The organism is Streptomyces sp. SudanB52_2052, assembly GCF_964272415.1.
Taxonomy (GTDB): Bacteria; Actinomycetota; Actinomycetes; order Streptomycetales; family Streptomycetaceae; genus Streptomyces; species Streptomyces olindensis.
On the sequence record NZ_OZ186796.1, the window covers coordinates 3,887,835 to 3,908,297 of the forward strand.

Consider the following 20,463-nt stretch of genomic DNA (forward strand, 5'->3'; position numbering starts at 1 on the left):
ACTGCCCTCTCACCAGGGGACACGCAACCTCGGGCCGGGTGCCTACCGTCCTCTCACCCCCGGGCGCTCGCGAGGCGGGACGCGTGCGTCGGGGCATCCGGCACGTCCGCCGGGCGGCCCACGGCGAACTCCTTGCGCAGCACCGGCACGACCTCCTCGCCGAGCAGGTCGATCTGCTCCAGCACGGTCTTCAGCGGCAGCCCGGCGTGGTCGACCAGGAACAGCTGCCGCTGGTAGTCGCCCGCGTACTCGCGGAAGGCCAGGGTCTTCTCGATGACCTGCTGCGGGGAGCCGACGGTCAGCGGCGTCTGGTCCATGAAGTCCTCCAGCGACGGCCCGTGCCCGTACACCGGCGCGACGTCGAAGTAGGGCCGGAACTCGCGCACCGCGTCCTGCGCGTTCCTCCGCATGAACACGTGCCCGCCGAGCCCGACGATCGCCTGCTCGGGCGTGCCGTGGCCGTAGTGCGCGTACCGCTCCCGGTACAGCTCGACCATGCGCCGGGTGTGGTCGGCGGGCCAGAAGATGTTGTTGTGGAAGAAGCCGTCACCGTAGAACGCGGCCTGCTCGGCGATCTCCGGCGAGCGGATCGACCCGTGCCACACGAACGGCGGTACGCCGTCCAGCGGGCGGGGCGTGGCGGTGAAGCCCTGCAGGGGCGTACGGAACTTCCCCTCCCAGTCGACGCGCTCCTCGCGCCACAGCCGGTGCAGCAGGGCGTAGTTCTCGATCGCGAGCGGGATGCCCTGCCGGATGTCCTGCCCGAACCAGGGGTAGACGGGGGCGGTGTTGCCGCGCCCCAGCATGAGGTCCACCCGGCCGTCGGCCAGGTGCTGGAGCATCGCGAAGTCCTCGGCGATCTTCACCGGGTCGCTGGTGGTGATGAGGGTGGTGGCCGTGGAGAGGATCAGCCGCTCGGTGCGGGCGGCGACGTAGCCGAGCATCGTCGTCGGGGACGAGGGCACGAACGGCGGGTTGTGGTGCTCACCGGTCGCGAAGACGTCGAGCCCGGCCTCCTCGGCCTTGAGCGCGATGGCGACCATGGCCTTGATCCGCTCCCGCTCGGTCGGTGTCCGGCCGGTGGTGGGGTCGGGCGTGACGTCGCCGACGCTGAAGATCCCGAACTGCATGCTCGCTCACCCTCCAGGTTGTTTACCGTTCAACCATACAGTGGAGTGGTGTCCGGAGCACGGCACCTCAGAAGTGGTACGGGTCCCCGGTGTCCAGGACGAGGACCCGCTGCCGGTCGTTCCCCCGATGACGGTCCACCGCCCCGCCGCCCCACACCGTCTCCAGCTCCACCACCACCTCCGACGGCGCGCCCAGCACCCGCACGCGCAGGCCGATCCGCTCCCCCGCCTCCTCCGCGGGCAGCGCCCCCGTCCGGCACAGCACCACCTGCCGACCCGACCGCGCACACCCCTCCGGCAGCTCCTGCCGGTCCGTCAGCGGCTGCGACCACCGCAACCGCACGGTCGCGTCCGAAACGGCGGCCGGGCCGTGGTTGCGCGGGGTGAACGCGAGGTCGACGAGCCCGGCGGACATGACGGCGAACCCGTGATAGGCGAGATCGGCCTCGGGCCCGGCCTCGACGGCATCCGCCGCCGGTACCGCCACCCCCACCACCAGCCCCGCCACGACGGCACCCCCACCACGGCGCGCCACACGCCACGCACACCGCGCACGCACTCGCACTCGCACTCGCACTCGCACTCGCACTCGCACTGCGATGTATCCCACGCCGAGCACACCGCAGGCGCCGTCCATCAGGTGACACCACGCCCGCGGCACCCCACCCCGCATGCCAAGCTGCCCGCATGTCGATCCTGCGTTCCGCCGCCCTCTTCGTCGTCGCCGCGCTGTTCGAGATCGGCGGGGCGTGGCTGGTCTGGCAGGGCGTGCGCGAGCACAAGGGCTGGCTCTGGGCGGCCGGCGGCGTCCTCGCGCTCGGCGCGTACGGCTTCGTCGCGACGTTCCAGCCCGACGCCCACTTCGGCCGCGTCCTCGCCGCGTACGGCGGCATCTTCGTCGCCGGCTCGATCCTGTGGGGCGTCGTCGCGGACGGCTACCGCCCGGACCGCTGGGACATCACGGGCGCGCTGGTCTGCCTCGCGGGCATGGCGGTCATCATGTACGCCCCGCGCGGCAACTGACCGGCCCCCTCGGGGCCTCAGAACGGCTCGTCGGGCAACAGCCCCAACTGGCCGAGGAAATCCATCTCGTCGAAGTACAGCCGGTAGTCGACGATCCGCCCGTCCCGCACGGTGGCGATGTCCACCCCGCGGATCCTGATCTCCTTCTGCGTCGGGGGCAGCGTCTCGCCGTTCGGCAGCGCCAGCGGCCCCGTGTTGCGCCCGCTGAAGATCCCCTCGTCGATGGCCGTGTCACCGACCTCGTAGGAGTGCAACGGCTGGAACGTCGCCTCGGGGACCGCCTCCGTCATCGTCCGCCAGTACTCGACGATGTCGTCGCGCCCGCGGAGCTCGCCCTCGTCCGGCGTGAAGGCGACCGCGTCCTCGGCGTACAGCTCGGCGACGACCTTCAGATCGGCGTGCGTGGTGACCGCGTCCGTGAGCCGGTCCATGACCTCACGTGCCTCGCCCATGATCCACCTCCAGGGAAACGGGGGATCACCCGCCCTCATTCTCCCACCGCGGGGCCCACCTATCCTGGCGGGAAGCCCGGCCGCACACGTCGGCCCGCACCCACGTCCGAGGAGCTCCCATGGCCACCGCCGCCCCGTCCGCAGCCTCCCGCATCGCCGTCGTCACGGGTGCGAGCAGCGGGATCGGCGCCGCCACGGCCCGGCAACTCGCCGCGGCGGGCTACCGCGTCGTCCTCACCGCACGCCGCAAGGACCGCATCGAGGCGCTGGCGGAGGAGATCAACGCGGCCGGCCACCAGGCCACGGCGTACCCCCTCGACGTCACCGACCGCGCGGCGGTCGACGAGTTCGCCACGGCCTTCAGGACGATCGGCGTGCTGGTCAACAACGCGGGCGGCGCGCTCGGCGCCGACCCGGTCGCGACCGGCGACCCGGACGACTGGCGGCAGATGTACGAGACGAACGTCATCGGCACGCTCAACCTCACCCAGGCCCTGCTGCCCAAGCTGATCGAGAGCGGCGACGGCACGGTCGTGGTCGTCTCGTCCACCGCGGGCCACGCCACCTACGAGGGCGGCGCGGGCTACGTCGCCGCCAAGCACGGCGCCCACGTCCTCGCCGAGACCCTCCGCCTGGAGATCGTCGGCAAGCCGGTCCGCGTCATCGAGATCGCCCCCGGCATGGTCAAGACGGACGAGTTCGCCCTGACCCGCTTCTCCGGCGACAAGGAGAAGGCGGAGAAGGTCTACGAAGGTGTCGCCGAGCCCCTCACGGCCGACGACGTCGCCGACACGATCACGTGGGCGGTCACCCGCCCCGCCCACGTCAACATCGACCTCCTCGTCCTCCGCCCCCGCGCCCAGGCGTCCAACACGAAGGTGCACCGAGAGGCGTAGAGCCGGCCGGTCAGCCCTTCACGCACACGACCTGCTTCAGCTTCGCCACGACCTCCACCAGGTCGCGCTGCTGGTCGATGACCTGCTCGATCGGCTTGTAGGCGCCCGGGATCTCGTCCACGACGCCGGAGTCCTTGCGGCACTCCACGCCCCGCGTCTGCTCCTCCAGGTCCTTCGTCGAGAACCGGCGCTTGGCCGCGTTGCGGCTCATGCGCCGGCCCGCGCCGTGCGAGGCGGAGTTGAAGGACTTGTCGTTGCCGAGGCCCTTCACGATGTACGAACCCGTGCCCATGGAGCCCGGGATGATGCCGTACTCGCCGGAGCCCGCCCGGATCGCGCCCTTGCGGGTCACGAGCAGGTCCATGCCGTCGTAGCGCTCCTCGGCCACGTAGTTGTGGTGCGCGCTGATCTCCGGCTCGAAGGCCGGCTTCGCCTTCTTGAACTCCTTGCGGATCACGTCCTTCAGGAGCGCCATCATGATCGAGCGGTTGTACTTCGCGTACTCCTGCGCCCAGAACAGGTCGTTGCGGTACGCCGCCATCTGCGGGGTGTCCGCGACGAACACGGCGAGGTCGCGGTCGACCAGCCCCTGGTTGTGCGGGAGCTTCTGGGCCACGCCGATGTGGTGCTCGGCCAGTTCCTTGCCGATGTTCCGGGAACCGGAGTGGAGCATGAGCCAGACAGAACCGGTCGCATCTGTGCAAACTTCGACAAAATGGTTGCCGCCGCCGAGCGTTCCCATCTGCTTGGTGGCACGTTCGGAACGGAACTTGACCGCCTCCGCCACCCCGTCGAACCGCCCCCAGAACTCGTCCCACCCGGCCGTGCCGAACCCGTGCAGCCGCCCCGGGTCGACAGGATCGGCATGCATCCCCCGCCCCACCGGAATCACCTGCTCGATCCGCGAGCGGAGCCGTGAGAGGTCGCCGGGCAGGTCGTTCGCCGTCAGGGACGTCTTCACCGCCGACATTCCGCAGCCGATGTCGACGCCCACCGCCGCCGGGCAGACCGCGCCCTTCATCGCGATGACCGAGCCGACCGTCGCACCCTTGCCGTAGTGCACGTCGGGCATGACGGCCAGGCCCTTGATCCAGGGCAGCGTGGCGACGTTCCGGAGCTGCTGGAGCGCCGAGTCCTCGACCGAGGCCGGGTCGGTCCACATCCGGATCGGCACCTTCGCACCAGGTATCTCTACATACGACATAGCGTCCTCAATCCCCCGTAAACGAACAGAAGTCCTCAAGAGCACTTACCGGAGCCAAGGTCGACGAAAGGGAAATCGGACCGGCGTCCACGGCTGTGCGTGCGATACACATTGTGTTCATCGGCCGCCCCGCGGCGGCAAGCCAATATCCGCGTCGAGAGGAGCCCCCACGTGCAACGGAAGGCGTACGTACCGGGTATCGCCGCGCTCCTCGCGGCGCTGCTGGCCGGCTGCACCGGCGGCTCGGGCGACGGCGGCACGACGGACGACTCCAACCCGGGGGACGCGGGCACGGCGTCGGCCGCCGCCGAGCCGGGCCGCTACCGCACTCTGCCGGAGCCCTGCACCGCGGTCGGCCACGGCACGCTCGACGAACTCCTGCCCGGCATCCGGCAGATCACCGACGCCGACCAGCGCGAGACGGCCTACGAGGGCGAGGCGACGCTCACCTACGACACCGACCGCAAGGTCGGCTGCCGCTGGAAGGTCGACTCCCGGGACGCCACCGACCACCTGCTCATCGACTTCGAACGGGTCGTCTCCTACGACAACGCCGTCAGCGACGACAGCCAGGCCGAGCAGCTCTTCGCGGAGAAGGAGGCGGCGGCCCACCTGCCCGAGCCGACCGCCACCGAGACTGCCGCCACGGAGACCCCCGCCGCCGGCAGCACCCCGGCGGGCGGCGCCTCGGACGCCCCGAGCGGCTCGGACGCCCCCAGCGGCTCGCCCTCCCCGTCCGGCTCCTCCTCGCCCCCGGCGTCCGCCTCGGCCACCCCGACCGAACTCCAGCCGCGCGTCCTGGAGGAACTGGGCGACGAGGCGTTCCTCGACGACGAGCTGAGCAGTTCCGGTTCGACGGCCAAGCAGCGGACGGTGACTGTGGCGTTCCGCACGTCCAACGTCATCGTGACCATCGAGTACGCCGAGCAGCCGGCGGCGATCGGCGTCGTCCCGGACAGCCAGGAAATGCAGGACAGGGCCCAGAAACTGGCCTCCCGGCTGGCCGAATCACTGAGCGACTGAGCCCCCTTCACGGCCCCTTCACGCGCACCCGCAAAGCACCCGAAGGAAGAACACACCGCTGCCTCACCGCGTACGGTGACCACTCGGACCCGTTCCGACCGCAGGGAATCACGAGCGTCATGAGTGAAGGAACCATGCAGCGACGAGCACAGCGAGAAGAGCGAGAGCAGCGAGTGAAGCGCCTGAGCCGCGTCCTTGTCTGCGCGGCCGCCGTCCCCGTGATGCTGGTCGCAGCCGGCTGCTCCTCGGACTCCGGCTCCGACGGCAGCACGGACAAGGCCGCGAAGGCCGCCGCGTCGGCGTCCGCGAGCCCGTCGCCGACCGTGGAGGCGGCGGCGTACGGCAAGCTTCCGGAGTCCTGCAAGGTGCTGTCGAAGAAGACGCTGGAGGACCTCGTCCCGGAGAGCAAGTCGGGCAAGGAGGGCAAGTCGGACGACATCTCCACGCGCGGCAGCTGCTCCTGGAACAGCCTCGACAACAACGGCGTGAAGGGCTCGCAGTTCCGCTGGCTCAACGTGTCGATGCTGCGCTTCGAGTCGGACGTCACCCGCGGCCCGGCCGACAAGCTGGCGCAGGAGTACTACGAGAAGCAGGTCCAGGACGCGCAGGCCGCGGAGGGCGCCAAGGGCGTCAAGTCGGAGCCGGTGTCCGGGACGGGCGACCAGGCGACGGCCGTCCGCTACGACCTGAAGAAGAAGGAAGGCACCTTCAAGCAGCAGACGATCGTGGCGCGCGTGGAGAACGTCGTCGTCACCGTCGACTACAACGGCGCGGGCCTGGCCGGTGACAAGTCCCCGAGCGCCGACGACCTGCTGAAGGACGCGAAGAAGGCCGCCAAGGAGGCCGTCGCGGCGGTGTCCGAGGCCAACGGCGCGGGCGGCGGCGCGGCGGGCGGCGCGCCGTCCAAGACCCCGTCGAAGGACGAGTCGAAGGCCCCTTCGGAGTCGGCGTCCAAGGCAGCCGCGGACGAGCCGTCGAAGGACGCGTCGCAGTCGCCGTCCAAGAAGCCCGCGTCGAAGAGCTGAACAGGCCCGACGGGAACCGGCCACCCGTTCTCCGGACACATGTGCCACCCTGTTGCGCGCAACAACACGCAAGGGGAGGGGAGTACGGGTGGCCGCGCCACTGCAGCTGACTCGGATGCACCGCGTTCTCATCGGCGTGGTCGTGGCCGGCGCCGTGATCATCGCCGGTATCGGCTTCGCCGGTTCGTACGCGGCGGTCCGCGAGTTGGCCCTGAAGAAGGGCTTCGGGAACTTCTCCTACGTCTTCCCGATCGGCATCGACGCGGGCATCTGCGTCCTGCTGGCCCTGGACCTGCTCCTCACCTGGATCAGGATCCCGTTCCCCCTGCTGCGCCAGACGGCGTGGCTGCTGACGGCGGCGACGATCGCCTTCAACGGCGCGGCGGCCTGGCCGGACCCGCTGGGCGTGGGCATGCACGCGGTCATCCCGATCCTGTTCGTGGTCGCGGTCGAGGCGGCCCGCCACGCGATCGGCCGGATCGCCGACATCACGGCCGACAAGCACATGGAGGGCGTCCGCCTCACCCGCTGGCTCCTCTCTCCCGTGCCCACGTTCCTCCTCTGGCGCCGCATGAAGCTCTGGGAGCTGCGCTCCTACGACCAGGTGATCAAGCTGGAGCAGGAACGTCTCGTCTACCAGGCGCGGCTGCGCTCCCGTTTCGGCCGCTCGTGGCGCAGGAAGGCGCCGGTGGAGTCCCTGATGCCGCTGAGGCTGGCGCGCTACGGGGTTCCCCTGGCGGAAACGGCCCCGGCGGGGCTGGCGGCGGCGGGCATCGAGCCGGCGTTGATACCGCCGCCTCCGCCGCAGACCGAGGTGACGGCGGGCCGTCGGGCCGAGGGGCCGGCACCGGACCCGCAGCGGGCGGCGCCGGCCGGCGAGCAGCGCCTGGAGCTCGACAGCGGCCCCGAGGCCGAGTACCCGGAGCAGGAGTCCGTGCCGGACCAGAGCCCGTGGTTCAACACCCCGCGCGAGGTCGAGTACCAGGGCGGCTACGACCCGAACTACGACCCCGCCGAGCACTACGCCCAGTGGATCGCGGAGCAGCAGGAGGCGGAGCAGTACCAGCCGCAGTACGACCGTGAGCCGCCGTCCCCGGAGGACACCGGCAGCTTCCCGATACCGGTGGGCCCGAACCGCACGCGGGAACTCGGTGAGGGCGGCGGCACGCCCCCGGCCCCCGAGCCGGACGAGGAGGCGTACTACCAGGTGTTCCGCCAGTCGATAGACGGCAGCTACCCCACGCCCCGCGCCCTGGGCGACAACATCCAGGCCACCTACGGCACGACGCTCAGCCCCGGCGAGCTGAAGTCCCTCGTGGAACGCTTCCAGAAGCGCCACACGGCGGAGCTGGAAGAAGACCACATCGCGTAGGCGCAGAAGACCACATCGCGCGGGCGCACAAGCGAACACAGGAGAAGGGGCCCTCACCCGAGGGCCCCTTCTTTCACGACGGTGACTACTCCCCGAGCAGGTGCCGGACCCGCTCCTGCCCCACCGCCAGCAGCAGCGTGGGCAGGCGCGGCCCCGTGTCGCGCCCGACGAGCAGGTGGTACAGCAGCGCGAAGAAGGACCGCTGGGCCGTCTTGATCTCCGGCGGGAGTTCCTTCGGCGTGGCGTCGGCGGAGAACCCGGCCTGCACCTTCGGCACGCCGTACACGAGGTGGGTCAGCCCGTCGAGCGACCAGTGCTCGGCGAGCCCGTCGAGCAGCAGCCGCAGCGACTCGCGGCCCTGCTCGTCGAGGGACTTCAGCAGCTCGGCGTCGGGCTCGTCCCGCACGATCGTCCGCTGGTCGGCGGGGACGTGCGTGTTGATCCAGGCCTCGGCCTTGTCGTACCGGGGCCGGGCCTCGTCGAGCGAGGTCAGCGGCTGCTCCGGGTCCAGCTCGCTGAGGATGCGCAGCGCCTGGTCCTCGTGCCCGGCGGTGATGTCCGCGACGGACGCGAGCGTCCGGTAGGGCAGCGGCCGGGGCGTGCGGGGCAGCTCGCCGGCGGCCGTGCGTACGGCGCGGGAGTGCGCGGCGGCGTCGGCGGGCAGGGCGCTGCCGTCGGTGACCTTGGCGTCGAGCCGGTCCCACTCGTCGTAGAGCCGCTGGATCTCCTGGTCGAAGGCGACCTTGAAGGACTGGTTGGGGCGGCGGCGGGCGTAGAGCCAGCGCAGCAGCTGCGGCTCCATGATCTGCAGGGCGTCGGCCGGGGTGGGCACGCCGCCCTTGGAGGAGGACATCTTCGCCATGCCGGAGATGCCGACGAAGGCGTACATCGGGCCGATGGGCTGCCTGCCGCCGAAGATCCCGACGATCTGCCCGCCGACCTGGAACGACGACCCCGGGGAGGAGTGGTCGACGCCGCTCGGCTCGAAGACGACGCCCTCGTAGGCCCACCGCATGGGCCAGTCGACCTTCCAGACCAGCTTGCCGCGGTTGAACTCGTTGAGCCGGACCGTCTCCGAGAAGCCGCACGCGGTGCAGGCGTAGGTCAGCTCGGTGGAGTCGTCGTCGTAGGACGTGACGGTGGTGAGGTCCTTCTCGCAGTTGCCGCAGTACGGCTTGTACGGGAAGTAGCCGGCGGAGCCGGAGCTGCCGTCGTCCTCGGCGGCCGCGCCGGAGCCCTCGGCGGCCTCCAGCTCGGCCTCGTCGACCGGCTTCTGCCCCTGCTGCTTCTTGGCCGGGGCCTTCTTCGTCCGGTACTGGTCGAGGATGGCGTCGATGTCGCCGCGGTGCTTCATGGCGTGCAGGATCTGCTCGCGGTACACGCCGGAGGTGTACTGCTCGGTCTGGCTGATCCCGTCGAACTCCACGCCGAGCTCGGCCAGCGACTCGATCATCGCGGCCTTGAAGTGCTCGGCCCAGTTCGGGTGGGCGGAGCCCTTGGGCGCCGGGACGGACGTCAGCGGCTTGCCGATGTGCTCGGCCCAGGCCTCCTCGTCGACCCCGGCGATGCCCTTGGGCACCTTGCGGTAGCGGTCGTAGTCGTCCCAGGAGATCAGGTGGCGCACCTGGTGTCCCCGGCGGCGGATCTCGTCGGCGACGAGGTGCGGGGTCATGACCTCGCGGAGGTTGCCGAGGTGGATGGGGCCGGACGGGGACAGCCCGGACGCGACGACGACGGGTTTGCCCGGGGCCCGGCGCTCCGACTCCTCGATGACCTCATCCGCGAAACGGGAGACCCAGTCGGTGGTCTCGGTGCTCTGAGCCACGATCGGCACGTCCTTCTTTCTGCATCGGGCAGCCGGTACGGTCGCACGGCTGACCGCAACATTGTCCCAGACCCCCTCGCGCCCGGAAAAACGGCTTTACCCCCATGGGATACTGGGCGTGTCTATCGATTCCCTCGAGGAGAACGGCACCTTTACCTATGGCCTCGGTCACGTCCCTCAGCGACTCCGTCCATCAGCGCCTCGCGGCGGCCCTGTCGGCAGCCCTGCCGCAGGCCGGCTCCGCGGACCCGCTGCTGCGACGAAGCGACCGGGCCGACTTCCAGGCCAACGGGATCCTGGCCCTGGCGAAGAAGGAGAAGGCGAACCCGCGGGAGCTGGCGACGCAGGTCGTCTCCCGGGTCGAGTCGGGTGAGCTGCTGCAGGACATCGAGGTCTCGGGGCCCGGCTTCCTGAACATCACGATCACCGACCGGGCGATCACGGAGAACCTGGCCGCGCGGTACGCGGACGACACGGGCCGCCTCGGCGTGCCCACGGCCGAGCACCCGGGCGTCACGGTCGTCGACTACGCCCAGCCGAACGTGGCGAAGGAGATGCACGTCGGTCACCTGCGCTCCGCGGTGATCGGCGACTCGGTGACGCGGCTGCTGGAGTTCACGGGCGAGTCGGTGGTCCGCCGCCACCACATCGGCGACTGGGGCACCCAGTTCGGCATGCTGATCCAGTACCTGGACGAGCACCCGCACGAGCTGGACCACGAGTCCGCCGAGGTGAGCGGTGAGGAGGCGATGTCGAACCTGGACCGCCTCTACAAGGCCGCCCGCAAGGTCTTCGACTCCGACGAGGAGTTCAAGACGCGCGCCCGGCGCCGGGTGGTCGACCTCCAGGCGGGCGACCCGCAGACGCTCGCCATGTGGCAGAAGTTCGTCGACGAGTCGAAGATCTACTTCTTCTCCGTCTTCGAGAAGCTGGACATGGAGGTCCGCGACCCCGACATCGTCGGCGAGTCCGGGTACAACGACATGCTGGCGGAGACGTGCCGCCTCCTGGAGGAGTCGGGCGTGGCGGTCCGCTCGGAGGGCGCGCTGTGCGTGTTCTTCGACGACGTCAAGGGTCCGGACGGAAAGCCGGTCCCGCTGATCGTGCAGAAGTCGGACGGCGGCTACGGCTACGCGGCGACCGACCTGTCGGCGATCCGCGACCGCGTCTTCAACCTCAAGGCGAACACGCTGCTGTACGTGGTGGACGCCCGCCAGTCGCTGCACTTCAGGATGGTCTTCGAGACGGCCCGCCGCGCGGGCTGGCTGAACGAGGACGTGCACGCGGTGCAGCTGGCCTTCGGGACGGTCCTCGGCAAGGACGGCAAGCCGTTCAAGACCCGTGAGGGCGAGACGGTCCGCCTGGTCGACCTCCTCGACGAGGCGATCGACCGTGCGTCGGCCGTGGTCCGGGAGAAGGCCCAGGACCTCTCGGAGGAGGAGATCGCCGAGCGCGGCGCCCAGGTGGGCATCGGCGCGGTGAAGTACGCGGACCTGTCGACGTCGGCGAACCGGGACTACAAGTTCGACCTGGACCAGATGGTCTCGCTGAACGGCGACACGTCCGTCTACCTCCAGTACGCCTACGCCCGTATCCGGTCGATCCTGCGCAAGGCCGGCGAGACCCGCCCGGCCGCGCACCCGGAGCTGGAGCTGCACGCGGCGGAGCGCGCGCTCGGCCTGCACGTGGACTCGTTCGGGGCGACGGTGGCGGAGGCGGCGGCGGAGTACGCCCCGCACAAGATGACGGCGTACCTGTACCAGCTGGCGTCGCTGTACACGACGTTCTACGACAAGTGCCCGGTGCTGAAGGCCGAGTCGCCGGAGCAGGTCGAGAACCGCCTGTTCCTCTGCGACGTCACGGCCCGCACCCTGCACCAGGGCATGGCCCTGCTGGGGATCCGGACGCCCGAGCGGCTCTGACGGTGTGGGGTGGCGGCGAACCGCGCCGGTCACCCCGCACCCCGGTGACAACTCCCTTTCGCCCCAGTACAGTTGCATATTCCTTCAGCACTGCGGGCGGACGACGCGGTCTGGTGCGGGTGATCGACACGGGGGAGTCATGATCATCTCTGAGGAGTCGCGGGCCGCGGGGGCCGCCGTCCTGGAGCGTGGCCTGGCCGTGCCGGGACAGGCCGGCGGCCGTTTCCGGCCGGGCGGCAATCCGCACACCGAAGAGCACACCACGGTGCTGCCGGAGCCGGCCAAGTCCGCCGCCCTGACGGTCGATCCGCCCGCCCGGCTGGACAACCTCCCCGCGCTGCCGTCGGCCCCTTTCGTCGGGCGCACGGACGACCTGGGCCGGTTACGCACCTCCCTGCGGTCCGGCGGCGGGGTCGTCACCCAGAAGGCCACGACCGCGCTGAGCGGTCTCGGCGGCATCGGCAAGACCACCCTGGCGCTGCACTACGCGCACCGGAGCGAGGGATACCGGCTCGTGTGGTGGATCACCGCCGAGAGCGAGGAGAGGATCGCCTCCGGCTTCGGTGAGCTGGCCCTGCGCCTGTACCCGGAGTGGGCCCGCCGGGCCACCGCGAAGGAGCGCACCGAGTGGGCGCTGCTCTGGCTGGAGAACCACTCCGACTGGCTGCTGGTGTACGACAACGTGGAGCGGCCCGAGCACCTCACGCCGTTCCTGGGCCGACTCCTCGACCGTGGCCACCAGTTGGTCACGAGCCGGTGCCGCACCGGCTGGCCCGAGGGGGCCCGCCTGGTCAGCCTGGACGTGCTGGACCACGGGGAGGCCGTCGACCTGCTGTGCGCGACGGCCGGCCTGGGCGAGGACCGCTCCGCCGCCGAGCGCGCGCAGGCCGCGCGGCTCGCCGAGGACCTGGGGCACCTGCCGCTGGCTCTCACGCAGGCGGGCGCCTATCTGCGGGAGACCGGCATCGGCTTCGCGGCCTACCAGGCGAAACTGGCCCGCGTGCCCGACGCGGTGCTCAACGACGGGGCGGGCCGCTCGGGCCGTACCATCGCCCAGATCTGGCGCACCAGCCTGGAGTCCATCCGTTCCCGGCGTCCGCTGGCCGTGCCGCTGCTGTACACGCTGGCCTGGTTCGCGCCGGAGGCGGTGCCGCGCGGGGTGCTGCGGCATCTGGGCCGGCCCGAGCGCGAGATCGAGGAGGCGGTCGACGCGCTGCGCGACTACCACCTGATCGGCTCCGGCTACAACGGCCTCACCATGCACCGCCTCGTCCAGCAGACCCTGCGGCACGCCGAACCGTCCGAGGTGCCCGAGGCGCGGGACCTCGCCGAACGGGCGCTGGCCGCGGAACTGTCCGGCGCCCCGGCCAAGCGCTTACGCCGGCTGCTCATCCACGTCCAGGCGCTCGCGGAGACCGGACCGGCCGCGGAACCGGGCGCCGAGGCGATCGAGATGTACCGGCGGGGCGCCGACGAACTGGCGGCGCGGGAGCAGCACGTACGGGCGATCCCCCTGATGACGCGGGCCGTCGAGGGCAGCGAGGCGCTGTTCGGGGTCGACGACGACACCACGCTCGACCACCGCGACCGGCTGGCCGAGTGGCACGCGAAGGCCGGCGATCCGGCGCGGGCGGTCCGGCTGTGCCAGAACGTGTACCTCGACCGCCGCCGCCGGTGCGGCCCGGACGCGAAGGAGACCCTGGCCGCCCGGGAGCGGCTGGCGTACGCGTACCGCAAGGCGGGCGACGTGATCCGGGCGGTCGAGGAGCTCACGGCCGTGGTCGCGGACCGGCGCCGGATCCAGGGCGAGGAGCACCCGGACACGCTCGGCAGCCGCAACAACCTGGCCTACGCGCTGCAGACGGCGGGCCGGTACCAGGCCGCCGTCGAGGAGTTCGCGGCGGTCGTCGCCGACCGGGAGCGTCTCCTGGGCGAGGGGCACCGGGACACGCTCGCCAGCCGCACCAACCTCGCCTACGCGTACCGGGAGGCGGGTGACCACCGCACGGCGCTGGCCCTCTACGAGCAGGCGGTGGAGGACCGGCTGCGGGAGCACGGCCCGGACCACCCCGACACGCTCACCAGCCGCGGCTGGCTGGCCGCGGCGCACTCCGCCGCGGGTGATCCGCGGCGGGCGGTGGCCCTGTACCGCGAGGTGGTCACCGACCGGGAGCGCGTGCAGGGCCCGGACCATCCGGACACGCTGCGCAGCCGGAAGGACCTGGCGTACGAGCTGTCCGAGGCGTACGGGCCGGACGCGGCCCTGCCGGAGTTCGAGTCACTGGCGGCGGACAGCGCCCGGATCCAGGGGCCGGACCATCCGGCGACCCTCGACTACCGCGACGACATCGCGGAGGCCCACCGGGAGCGGGCCGACTACGTCCGGGCGGTCGCGGAATACGAGGCGGTGATCGTCGACTATGCGCGGGTGCGGGGTCCCTACCACCGGGACACGCTGCGCGCGCGGGAGGCGCTGGCCTTCACCCGGCAACTCATGGGGGACCACCGCCGCTCGGTCCGTGAGCGCCGCGCACTCGTCGCGGACCGCACCCGCGAACAGGGCGCTGATCACCCGGCGACCCTCACCGCGCGTGCCCATCTGGCCTTCGCCCTCCGGGAGGCCTCCGATCTACCGGCCGCCATCGAGGTGTTCGAGGAGCTGCTGCGGGACCGCACCCGGGTCCTCGGCCCCGAGCACCCCGATGTGTTCGCCACACGCGAGGCCCTGGCCCGCACCCGCCAGTGGACGGGCGACCACCAGCGCGCGGTCGCGGATCTCGAGCAGCTGCTCCGGGACATGGAACCGCTCCTGGGCCCGGACCATCCGCGCGTCCTGTCGATCCGCCACTCCCTCGCCCAGGTGTTCGCCGAGGAGGAGCGTTACGCGCGGTCGCTGGAGCTGTACGGCCGGCTCGTGGAGGTCTACGAGCGGGTCTACGGCGCCGATCACCCGTCGTCCCTCGGCATGCGGTCGTGGCTGGGCGCGACACTCCGCTCGGCCGGTGAGTACGGCCAGGCCGAGGAGGTGTTCGACGCGCTGCGGGCCGACCGGGCGCGGGTGCAGGGCGCGGACCATCCGGACACGCTCGAAACCGACAGCTGGCGCGCCTGGGTCTTCCGTTCGGCGGGGCAGCACCGGCGCGCCATCTCGGTCTACGAGGAACTGGTCGCGGCCCGGGCCCGGGTCCTGGGCGTCGAGGCGCAGGCGACGCTGAACTCCCGCAACGGCTTGGCGCTGGCCCGGCTGGGCGCCGACGACCACGAGGGCGCGATCGCCGGGTTCACCGACCTGCTCGCCGACCGCCGCCGGCTGCTGGGCGACGACGCCCCGGACACGCTGCTCATGCTGGAGAACCTGGCCGACGCCTGCTCGGCCGCCGAGCACCACGACCGGGCCATCGCCCTGTACGAGGAAGCCGTCGAGGCGTGGACCCGGGCCTGGTCGGCCACTCATCCGCGCACCCTGCGCGCCCGGCGGGACCTGGGCCTGGTGCAGAAGGCGGCCGGCCGCCACCGGGAGGCGCTCGCCACGCTGGAGTCGGTGCTGGAGGAGCGCGGGCGCCTGTTCGGGCCCGATCACCCGCAGGTGCTCGACGTCCGCATCGACCTGGTCAGCGCGTCATGCGCGTCGGGCGACTACCGCCGCGCCGCCGAACTCGCCGACCGGCTGGTCGCCGACTGCGCCCGGGTGCGGGGCCGGGACCACGTCACGACACTGAACGCGCGCACGTGGCTGGCGCACGCGTGGGCGCGGTCCGGGGCGTACCAGCGGGCGATCATCGCGTTCGAGGGGCTGGTGGAGGACCGGACCCGGTTCCACGGCGCGGACCACGGCGAGACGCTGGCGACCAGGTACCTGCTGGCGACTGCCGTCGCCGAGCGCTGGGACTACGAACAGGCCGTCCGGCTCGGCCAGGACCTGGTGAACGACCTCGCCCGGATTCACGGAGCCGGCAGTCCGCAGGCCTTCGACGACCGCACGATGCTGGCCCGCTGGCGGGAATGCACCGGCGACCGGGCGGGCGCGCTGCGGGACCTGGACGCGTTGCTGCGCGACCACGAGCGGGCGCTCGGTCCCGAGCACCCCGAGACGCTGGCCCTGCGGCGGACCATCGCCTGGGTCTGGCTGGGGGCGTCCACCGCCCGCCGGGCCGTCGAGACCGCCGCGAGCCTCGTCGACGACTCGACCCGGGTCCTGGGCGCGGACCACCCGAGGACGCTGACCGCGCGCGCCACCCTCGCCTCCGCGCACAGCGCGGCGGGTGAGATCGCCACCGAGCTGCGGCTGCGGGCCTCGCTCGTGGACGACCGTGTGCGGATCCACGGCCCCGACCACAGTGCGGCCCTGGCCGCGCGCCGCGGCCTGGTCTCGGCACGGCGCCGGGCCGGCCGGCGCGTGCTGAGCGTCCGGGACGCCCTGGCCCTGGTCGAGGACAGCGAACGCGTCAGGGGCCCGCTGCACCCCGACACCCTCGGATGCCGCAACCTCCTGGGGCACACCTGCTGGGAGGCGGGCGACCCGCACCGGGCAGCCGCGGTGTTCGAGGAACTCTGGAAGCAGTGCGAGGAGGTCCTCCCCGAGGAACACGAGACGACGTTCTGGGTGCGCGGCAACCTGGCGTGGCTGACGGCGGACACCGGTCCGGCCGAGGACGCGGTGCGGTGGGCCCGGAACCTGGTCGACGACGCCACGGAGCTCTTCGGCCCGGACCACCGGCGCACCCTGGAGGTGCTGCCGGTGCTGGCGCACGCCCTGGGGCAGGCGGACGAGCCGCAGCAGGCCCTGGAGGTGCTGCGGGACCTGTTGCGCCGCACCGCACGGCTGCTGGATCGGCCGGAGTACCCGGAAACAGTCGATGACGTGGTCCGCGTCCACCAGCGGGCTGCCGAGCGGGACGGCGAGCCGACGTCGACAGGCCGGCCGGCGGAGGACGAGGACGAGGACGACATCCTGCTGGGCGTGCTCGTCGAGATGTTCGCCGCCCGCTTCGGCGGCTTCCTCCCCACCCTGGCCACTCAACTCGCCCACGCCGTCTCCGACGCGGGCGACCCCGCGGCCGCGGTGGCCCTGCTGAGGGCCGTGCACGCCGGACGCGCCCGGATGTTCGGCCCGGACCATCCGGACACCCTGGAGAGCCTCGCCGAGCTGGCCTTCGCCTGTCTGGAGGCCGACGACCCGGGCTCGGCGCCGTCCCACGAGGAGCTGCTCGCGCGCTGGGAGCGGACGTTCGGCCCGGACCACCCCGACACGGCGGAACTGCGCTGGCGGCTGCGCACCGCACGCCCTGCCTGGCGGGCCCGGCTGACCCTGGTCACGGACGACGTGACCGCCGGCCGTCCCGTCACGATCGAGGTCCGGCTGGAGCGGGAGGAGAGTGCGGCGGCGACCGCGCCGCCTCGGCTGATGGTGGCCGTCAGCTGCCCCACGGCGACCCTGGTCGAGCCGGCCACGGCCGAGTACGAGCCCGGCGGCGCCCCCACGCGCTTCACCCTGACCGCCTCCGAGCCGGGCGCCCACGACGTCCGCTTCACCCTGTACGACCACGCGTCGGGGTTCGTGCTGCAGGAACTGAAGACCGTTGTCCACGTGCAGGGTGCCAGGGAGGGCTGACCCGGATGCCGCAGGAAATGGCCGTGGAGGTAGTGCGGGACCCCTCCCACGGCTTCACAGGGGTACCGCCGCAGCCCGGGAGCACACCGCGTCCGCCGGAGGGGGAGCGCCCGGCGGAGCTGCGGGTGAAGCTGTACCGCACCAGCGAGAAGATGCTGACGATATTCGCCTGCGCCCCGGACCTGGCCGCCCCGCGCTGGCACGAGGCGCCGTTGGAGGTCTCCCCCGACGACCTGCGGGAGCGGGCCGACCGGCTGCGGAACCGGTGGCACGACCTGGTGGTGTACTACCAGAGCGAGGGCGACGAGCTCGGGACACAGGTCGGCAGCCGTCCCTTCGCGGAGGCCGCCGACCTCAGCGAACTCGCCGACCGGGCCGAGTCGGTGACGGCCCGGCTGGCCGAGGAGGGCTACGACCTGCTCGACGTGATGCTGCACGGCAGCGGCTACGACCTCGGCCGGTTCCGGGAGTTCCTGTTCACCGCCCTCGGCGGCAAGGAACCGCTGCGCGTCAGCTTCGACTCCGAGGTGCATCTGCCCTGGCCCATGCTCGCCGTGGACCCCTCGACGTGTGCCTCGCCCTGGGAGGCGTTCCTGGGACACCGGCACCAGGTCGAACAGACCACTTCCCGCTACCCCTGGGACCACGCCCCGCTCGGCGACCGGGACCTGGCCACGACCAGCCTCAACAAGGACGACGCCCTGGACCTCGTGGGCCGCGCGCGGGAGGTGCACAAGCTGCTGGAGGAGCGCTCGCGGCTGATCGTCCGCTCCCACGGCAGCGACCTGCTGCACGCGCTGGCGGCGCCCGTGCTCAACGAGGACGTCATGTACTTCTGGTGCCATGGCCGCATGGTGCACAGCGGCCCGTCGACCCCGGGCCTGTCCATCCGGCTCTCCGACGACGAACACATCGACGGCCCGGTGGTGTCCCGGAAACGACGCCGCTTCCGCCGCGACTCCCACGCCAGGTTCAAGCCGTTCGTGCTGCTCAACGCCTGCGGCACGGCACGGGCGGCGGCCCCCGGCAGGCTCAAGCACCTCGGACAGGAACTGATCGACATGGGTGCCGACGGCGTCCTCGCCCCCCAGATCGACATGCCCCAGGACTTCGCGACGGAGTACGCGTACGCGTTCCTCGACCTGTACCTGACCGGCCGTTACACCGCGGGCGAGATAAGCCTGCTGCTGGTGCGGCGCTTCGCCTCGGAGTTCCGCAACCCGCTCGCTCTGGCCTACGCGCTGCACTGCGGCATCGACAGCAGGCTGAGGCTCGCCTCGTGACCGCCCCGAGCACCCGGTTGCCCGCGCCGGTCGAGATCGACCTGGACGAGCGGGGCCGGCTGACGCTGCCGGGCGGCGGCACACCCGTGCCCGCGAACCGCGTCGCCGAGCACCTGGCCCGGAGGCTGACCGTGCCGCGCTGGGCGACGGACATCCACGTGTACGTGCACGGCTGGCAGACCGCGCCGAGCAGCGCCACCCGGACCGCCCTGCGCCTGGTCCGGCAGTCCCTGGACCTGTACGAGGCGGCGCCCGGCCGCTATCCGGAGCTGAAGACGGGCTACCGCCCCTGGTGCGTGGTGGTGCGCTGGCCGTCGTCCAGCCTGCCGACGCTCGGGGGCTACCGCAGGATCCGCGACCGTGCCCACGCGATGAGCGCCGAGGGCACCGGGCACGCGCCGTACGTCCTCGGCCATCTGCTCGGCTACCTGGACGCCGAACGCGCCGACCCGAGGGGCCCGGCGGTGCTGGCCAACCAGAACGGACAGTTCCTGCACCTCGTCGGGCACTCCTTCGGCGGGCGGTTCCTGTGCGAGGCGGTGCAGCGGGCCGCCGAGCGGCCTCCCGTGCTCGGCTGGAGCACACCGCACGACCCCCGCCGCCCGTTCACCGTGGACAGCGCCCTGATCTTCCAGATGGCCGCCCCGCGCGACGCCTTCGTCCGGCACTTCGGAACGTTGTTCCCGCGCGCGGGCCATCCGGGCGCACCGCTGCGCGGCCCCCTCGTCCTGACGCACTCGCGCTGGGACCGGGCCACGGGCTTCTGGCACCTGCGCGCCGAAAAGGCGCCCGGTATCGGTCACTCGGGCACCGGTGCGGCGCCGGTTCCGCAGTTCACCACGAAACTGCTGCCGACCGACGAGGCGTACGAGCAGGCCACGCTGGACCACCGGCTGGTGAACGTGGACGCCGACTGGCTCTACCGCGGCAGCCGGCGTACCCGGCTGCATCCCTCGGGCGCCCACTCCGACTTCCTGCGACCGGAGTCCGCGCACCTGCTGCTGACCCTGGCGGAGCGCTCCCGCTGACGGGAACGGCCGGGGCGGACGGGGTCAGCGGTCGGGAGCGACGCCCGCGTCCGACAGGGCCGGTTCAGCGCTGGGCGGTGCTGTTCGCGCCGTCCAGGGCCTCCCGGACGATGTCGGCGTGCCCGGCGTGCTGGGCGGTCTCCCGGATCAGGTGCAGCAGGATCCGGCGCGCCGACCAGTGCTCGGGCTCGGGCGGCGACCAGGGGGTCCTCGGCAGGGGCACGCCGCGATCGAGGTCCGGCAGCCCGGTCACGGCATCCTCGGTGGCCCGGGCGGCCGCCGCGTAACGCTCCAGGAGGCCGTGCAGTGTGTCGCCCCCGGTCATGCGGTACTGCTCCATGTCCAGCATGCCGTCGGGCAGTTCACCGTCGCCGACGACCATGATCCGCGTCCACGCCTCCTCCCCGCTCGCGAGGTGCTTCACGATCCCGCCGAGGGTCAGCTCACTCACGGTCGTGCGCCGCGCGGCCTGCTCGTCGGTGAGTCCGCGCACGGTGATCAGCAGCAACTCCCGCTGCTCCGCGAGCGCGTCCAGCAGGTCCGTCTTCTCCCAGGAAGTGGTCATGGCAGGACCGTAGAGAGCAATTAGGTCAACCGCTGTCCCCTGCCTGACCGGTCCTGCCCCCGGTCGGGATCCCTCGCCGGGCCGGCCCGATTGTCAGTGGCCGG

Annotated in this window: 15 protein-coding genes; 9 read left to right on the forward strand and 6 right to left on the reverse strand. The window is 71.9% G+C overall.

The features are described from left to right. Positions 1-53: 53 nt before the first annotated feature. Positions 54-1,130 carry an LLM class flavin-dependent oxidoreductase gene (locus tag ACSUPV_RS17140; RefSeq protein WP_037763404.1) on the reverse strand — a complete coding sequence of 359 codons (1,077 nt, stop codon included), beginning with the start codon at positions 1,128-1,130 and terminating at the stop codon, positions 54-56. A gap of 67 nt (positions 1,131-1,197) precedes the next feature. Beyond that, positions 1,198-1,638, reverse strand: coding sequence for a hypothetical protein (locus ACSUPV_RS17145; RefSeq protein WP_436947777.1), 441 nt, complete (start codon positions 1,636-1,638; stop codon positions 1,198-1,200). A 179-nt stretch (positions 1,639-1,817) separates the two neighbouring features. Here ACSUPV_RS17145 and ACSUPV_RS17150 point away from each other — a divergent pair, with 179 nt between their 5' ends. Continuing rightward, a complete protein-coding gene (locus ACSUPV_RS17150; protein WP_031117112.1) occupies positions 1,818-2,153 on the forward strand; it encodes a YnfA family protein in 336 nt (111 codons plus the stop codon). Positions 2,154-2,170: 17 nt separating this feature from the next. Here ACSUPV_RS17150 and ACSUPV_RS17155 read toward each other — a convergent pair whose 3' ends face one another. Continuing rightward, positions 2,171-2,605, reverse strand: a complete 435-nt coding sequence (locus ACSUPV_RS17155; protein ID WP_031117113.1) for an ester cyclase — start codon at positions 2,603-2,605, stop codon at positions 2,171-2,173. Between the two features lie 119 nt (positions 2,606-2,724). Between ACSUPV_RS17155 and ACSUPV_RS17160 the strand changes: the two genes are divergently transcribed. Next, positions 2,725-3,501 (forward strand): SDR family NAD(P)-dependent oxidoreductase, encoded by a 777-nt coding sequence (locus ACSUPV_RS17160; protein WP_031117114.1) that lies wholly within the window; start codon positions 2,725-2,727, stop codon positions 3,499-3,501. Positions 3,502-3,511: 10 nt separating this feature from the next. Here the strand turns inward: ACSUPV_RS17160 and ACSUPV_RS17165 are convergent, their stop codons facing one another. Next, positions 3,512-4,705 carry an RtcB family protein gene (locus ACSUPV_RS17165; RefSeq protein ID WP_436947778.1) on the reverse strand — a complete coding sequence of 398 codons (1,194 nt, stop codon included), beginning with the start codon at positions 4,703-4,705 and terminating at the stop codon, positions 3,512-3,514. 171 nt (positions 4,706-4,876) lie between these two features. On the opposite strand from ACSUPV_RS17165, the gene ACSUPV_RS17170 reads away from it, so the two are divergent. From ACSUPV_RS17170 to ACSUPV_RS17180, 3 genes are all read left to right on the forward strand, one after another. After that, the gene (locus ACSUPV_RS17170) at positions 4,877-5,728 is read left to right on the forward strand and encodes a DUF3558 domain-containing protein (protein ID WP_436947779.1); all 852 of its coding nucleotides are present in this window, start codon (positions 4,877-4,879) and stop codon (positions 5,726-5,728) included. A 119-nt stretch (positions 5,729-5,847) separates the two neighbouring features. After that, positions 5,848-6,753 carry a DUF3558 family protein gene (locus ACSUPV_RS17175; protein ID WP_037763389.1) on the forward strand — a complete coding sequence of 302 codons (906 nt, stop codon included), beginning with the start codon at positions 5,848-5,850 and terminating at the stop codon, positions 6,751-6,753. An 88-nt stretch (positions 6,754-6,841) separates the two neighbouring features. Further along, complete coding sequence (locus tag ACSUPV_RS17180; protein WP_382614526.1) at positions 6,842-8,125, forward strand: DUF2637 domain-containing protein; 1,284 nt, start codon at positions 6,842-6,844, stop codon at positions 8,123-8,125. A gap of 85 nt (positions 8,126-8,210) precedes the next feature. On the opposite strand, the gene lysS is transcribed toward ACSUPV_RS17180, so the two are convergent. Further along, a complete protein-coding gene (lysS, locus tag ACSUPV_RS17185) occupies positions 8,211-9,959 on the reverse strand; it encodes a lysine--tRNA ligase (RefSeq protein ID WP_436947780.1) in 1,749 nt (582 codons plus the stop codon). Positions 9,960-10,108: 149 nt separating this feature from the next. On the opposite strand from lysS, the gene argS reads away from it, so the two are divergent. The 4 genes from argS (at position 10,109) to ACSUPV_RS17205 (ending at position 19,794) form a co-directional block, all read left to right on the forward strand. Beyond that, positions 10,109-11,872: an arginine--tRNA ligase gene (argS, locus tag ACSUPV_RS17190; protein ID WP_436947781.1), complete on the forward strand. Its 1,764-nt coding sequence runs from the start codon at positions 10,109-10,111 to the stop codon at positions 11,870-11,872. Positions 11,873-12,011: 139 nt separating this feature from the next. Beyond that, positions 12,012-17,483, forward strand: coding sequence for an FxSxx-COOH system tetratricopeptide repeat protein (fxsT, locus tag ACSUPV_RS17195; protein WP_436947782.1), 5,472 nt, complete (start codon positions 12,012-12,014; stop codon positions 17,481-17,483). A gap of 5 nt (positions 17,484-17,488) precedes the next feature. Continuing rightward, entirely contained in the window at positions 17,489-18,766 is a 1,278-nt protein-coding gene (locus tag ACSUPV_RS17200; RefSeq protein ID WP_031117126.1) for a hypothetical protein, read from the forward strand. Beyond that, positions 18,763-19,794 (forward strand): hypothetical protein, encoded by a 1,032-nt coding sequence (locus tag ACSUPV_RS17205; protein ID WP_436947783.1) that lies wholly within the window; start codon positions 18,763-18,765, stop codon positions 19,792-19,794. The genes ACSUPV_RS17200 and ACSUPV_RS17205 overlap by 4 nt, the downstream gene beginning before the upstream one ends. 64 nt (positions 19,795-19,858) lie before the next feature. On the opposite strand, the gene ACSUPV_RS17210 is transcribed toward ACSUPV_RS17205, so the two are convergent. Continuing rightward, positions 19,859-20,359: a DinB family protein gene (locus ACSUPV_RS17210; RefSeq protein ID WP_436947784.1), complete on the reverse strand. Its 501-nt coding sequence runs from the start codon at positions 20,357-20,359 to the stop codon at positions 19,859-19,861. Positions 20,360-20,463: the final 104 nt, after the last annotated feature.

Coding starts and splice junctions, on each gene's coding strand:
- ACSUPV_RS17140 (WP_037763404.1), bottom strand. CDS start 1,130: ATGCAGTTCGGGATCTTCAGCGTCGGCGACGTCACGCCCGACCCCACC.
- ACSUPV_RS17150 (WP_031117112.1), top strand. CDS start 1,818: ATGTCGATCCTGCGTTCCGCCGCCCTCTTCGTCGTCGCCGCGCTGTTC.
- ACSUPV_RS17155 (WP_031117113.1), bottom strand. CDS start 2,605: ATGGGCGAGGCACGTGAGGTCATGGACCGGCTCACGGACGCGGTCACC.
- ACSUPV_RS17160 (WP_031117114.1), top strand. CDS start 2,725: ATGGCCACCGCCGCCCCGTCCGCAGCCTCCCGCATCGCCGTCGTCACG.
- ACSUPV_RS17165 (WP_436947778.1), bottom strand. CDS start 4,705: ATGTCGTATGTAGAGATACCTGGTGCGAAGGTGCCGATCCGGATGTGG.
- ACSUPV_RS17175 (WP_037763389.1), top strand. CDS start 5,848: ATGAGTGAAGGAACCATGCAGCGACGAGCACAGCGAGAAGAGCGAGAG.
- argS (WP_436947781.1), top strand. CDS start 10,109: ATGGCCTCGGTCACGTCCCTCAGCGACTCCGTCCATCAGCGCCTCGCG.
- fxsT (WP_436947782.1), top strand. CDS start 12,012: ATGATCATCTCTGAGGAGTCGCGGGCCGCGGGGGCCGCCGTCCTGGAG.
- ACSUPV_RS17200 (WP_031117126.1), top strand. CDS start 17,489: ATGCCGCAGGAAATGGCCGTGGAGGTAGTGCGGGACCCCTCCCACGGC.
- ACSUPV_RS17210 (WP_436947784.1), bottom strand. CDS start 20,359: ATGACCACTTCCTGGGAGAAGACGGACCTGCTGGACGCGCTCGCGGAG.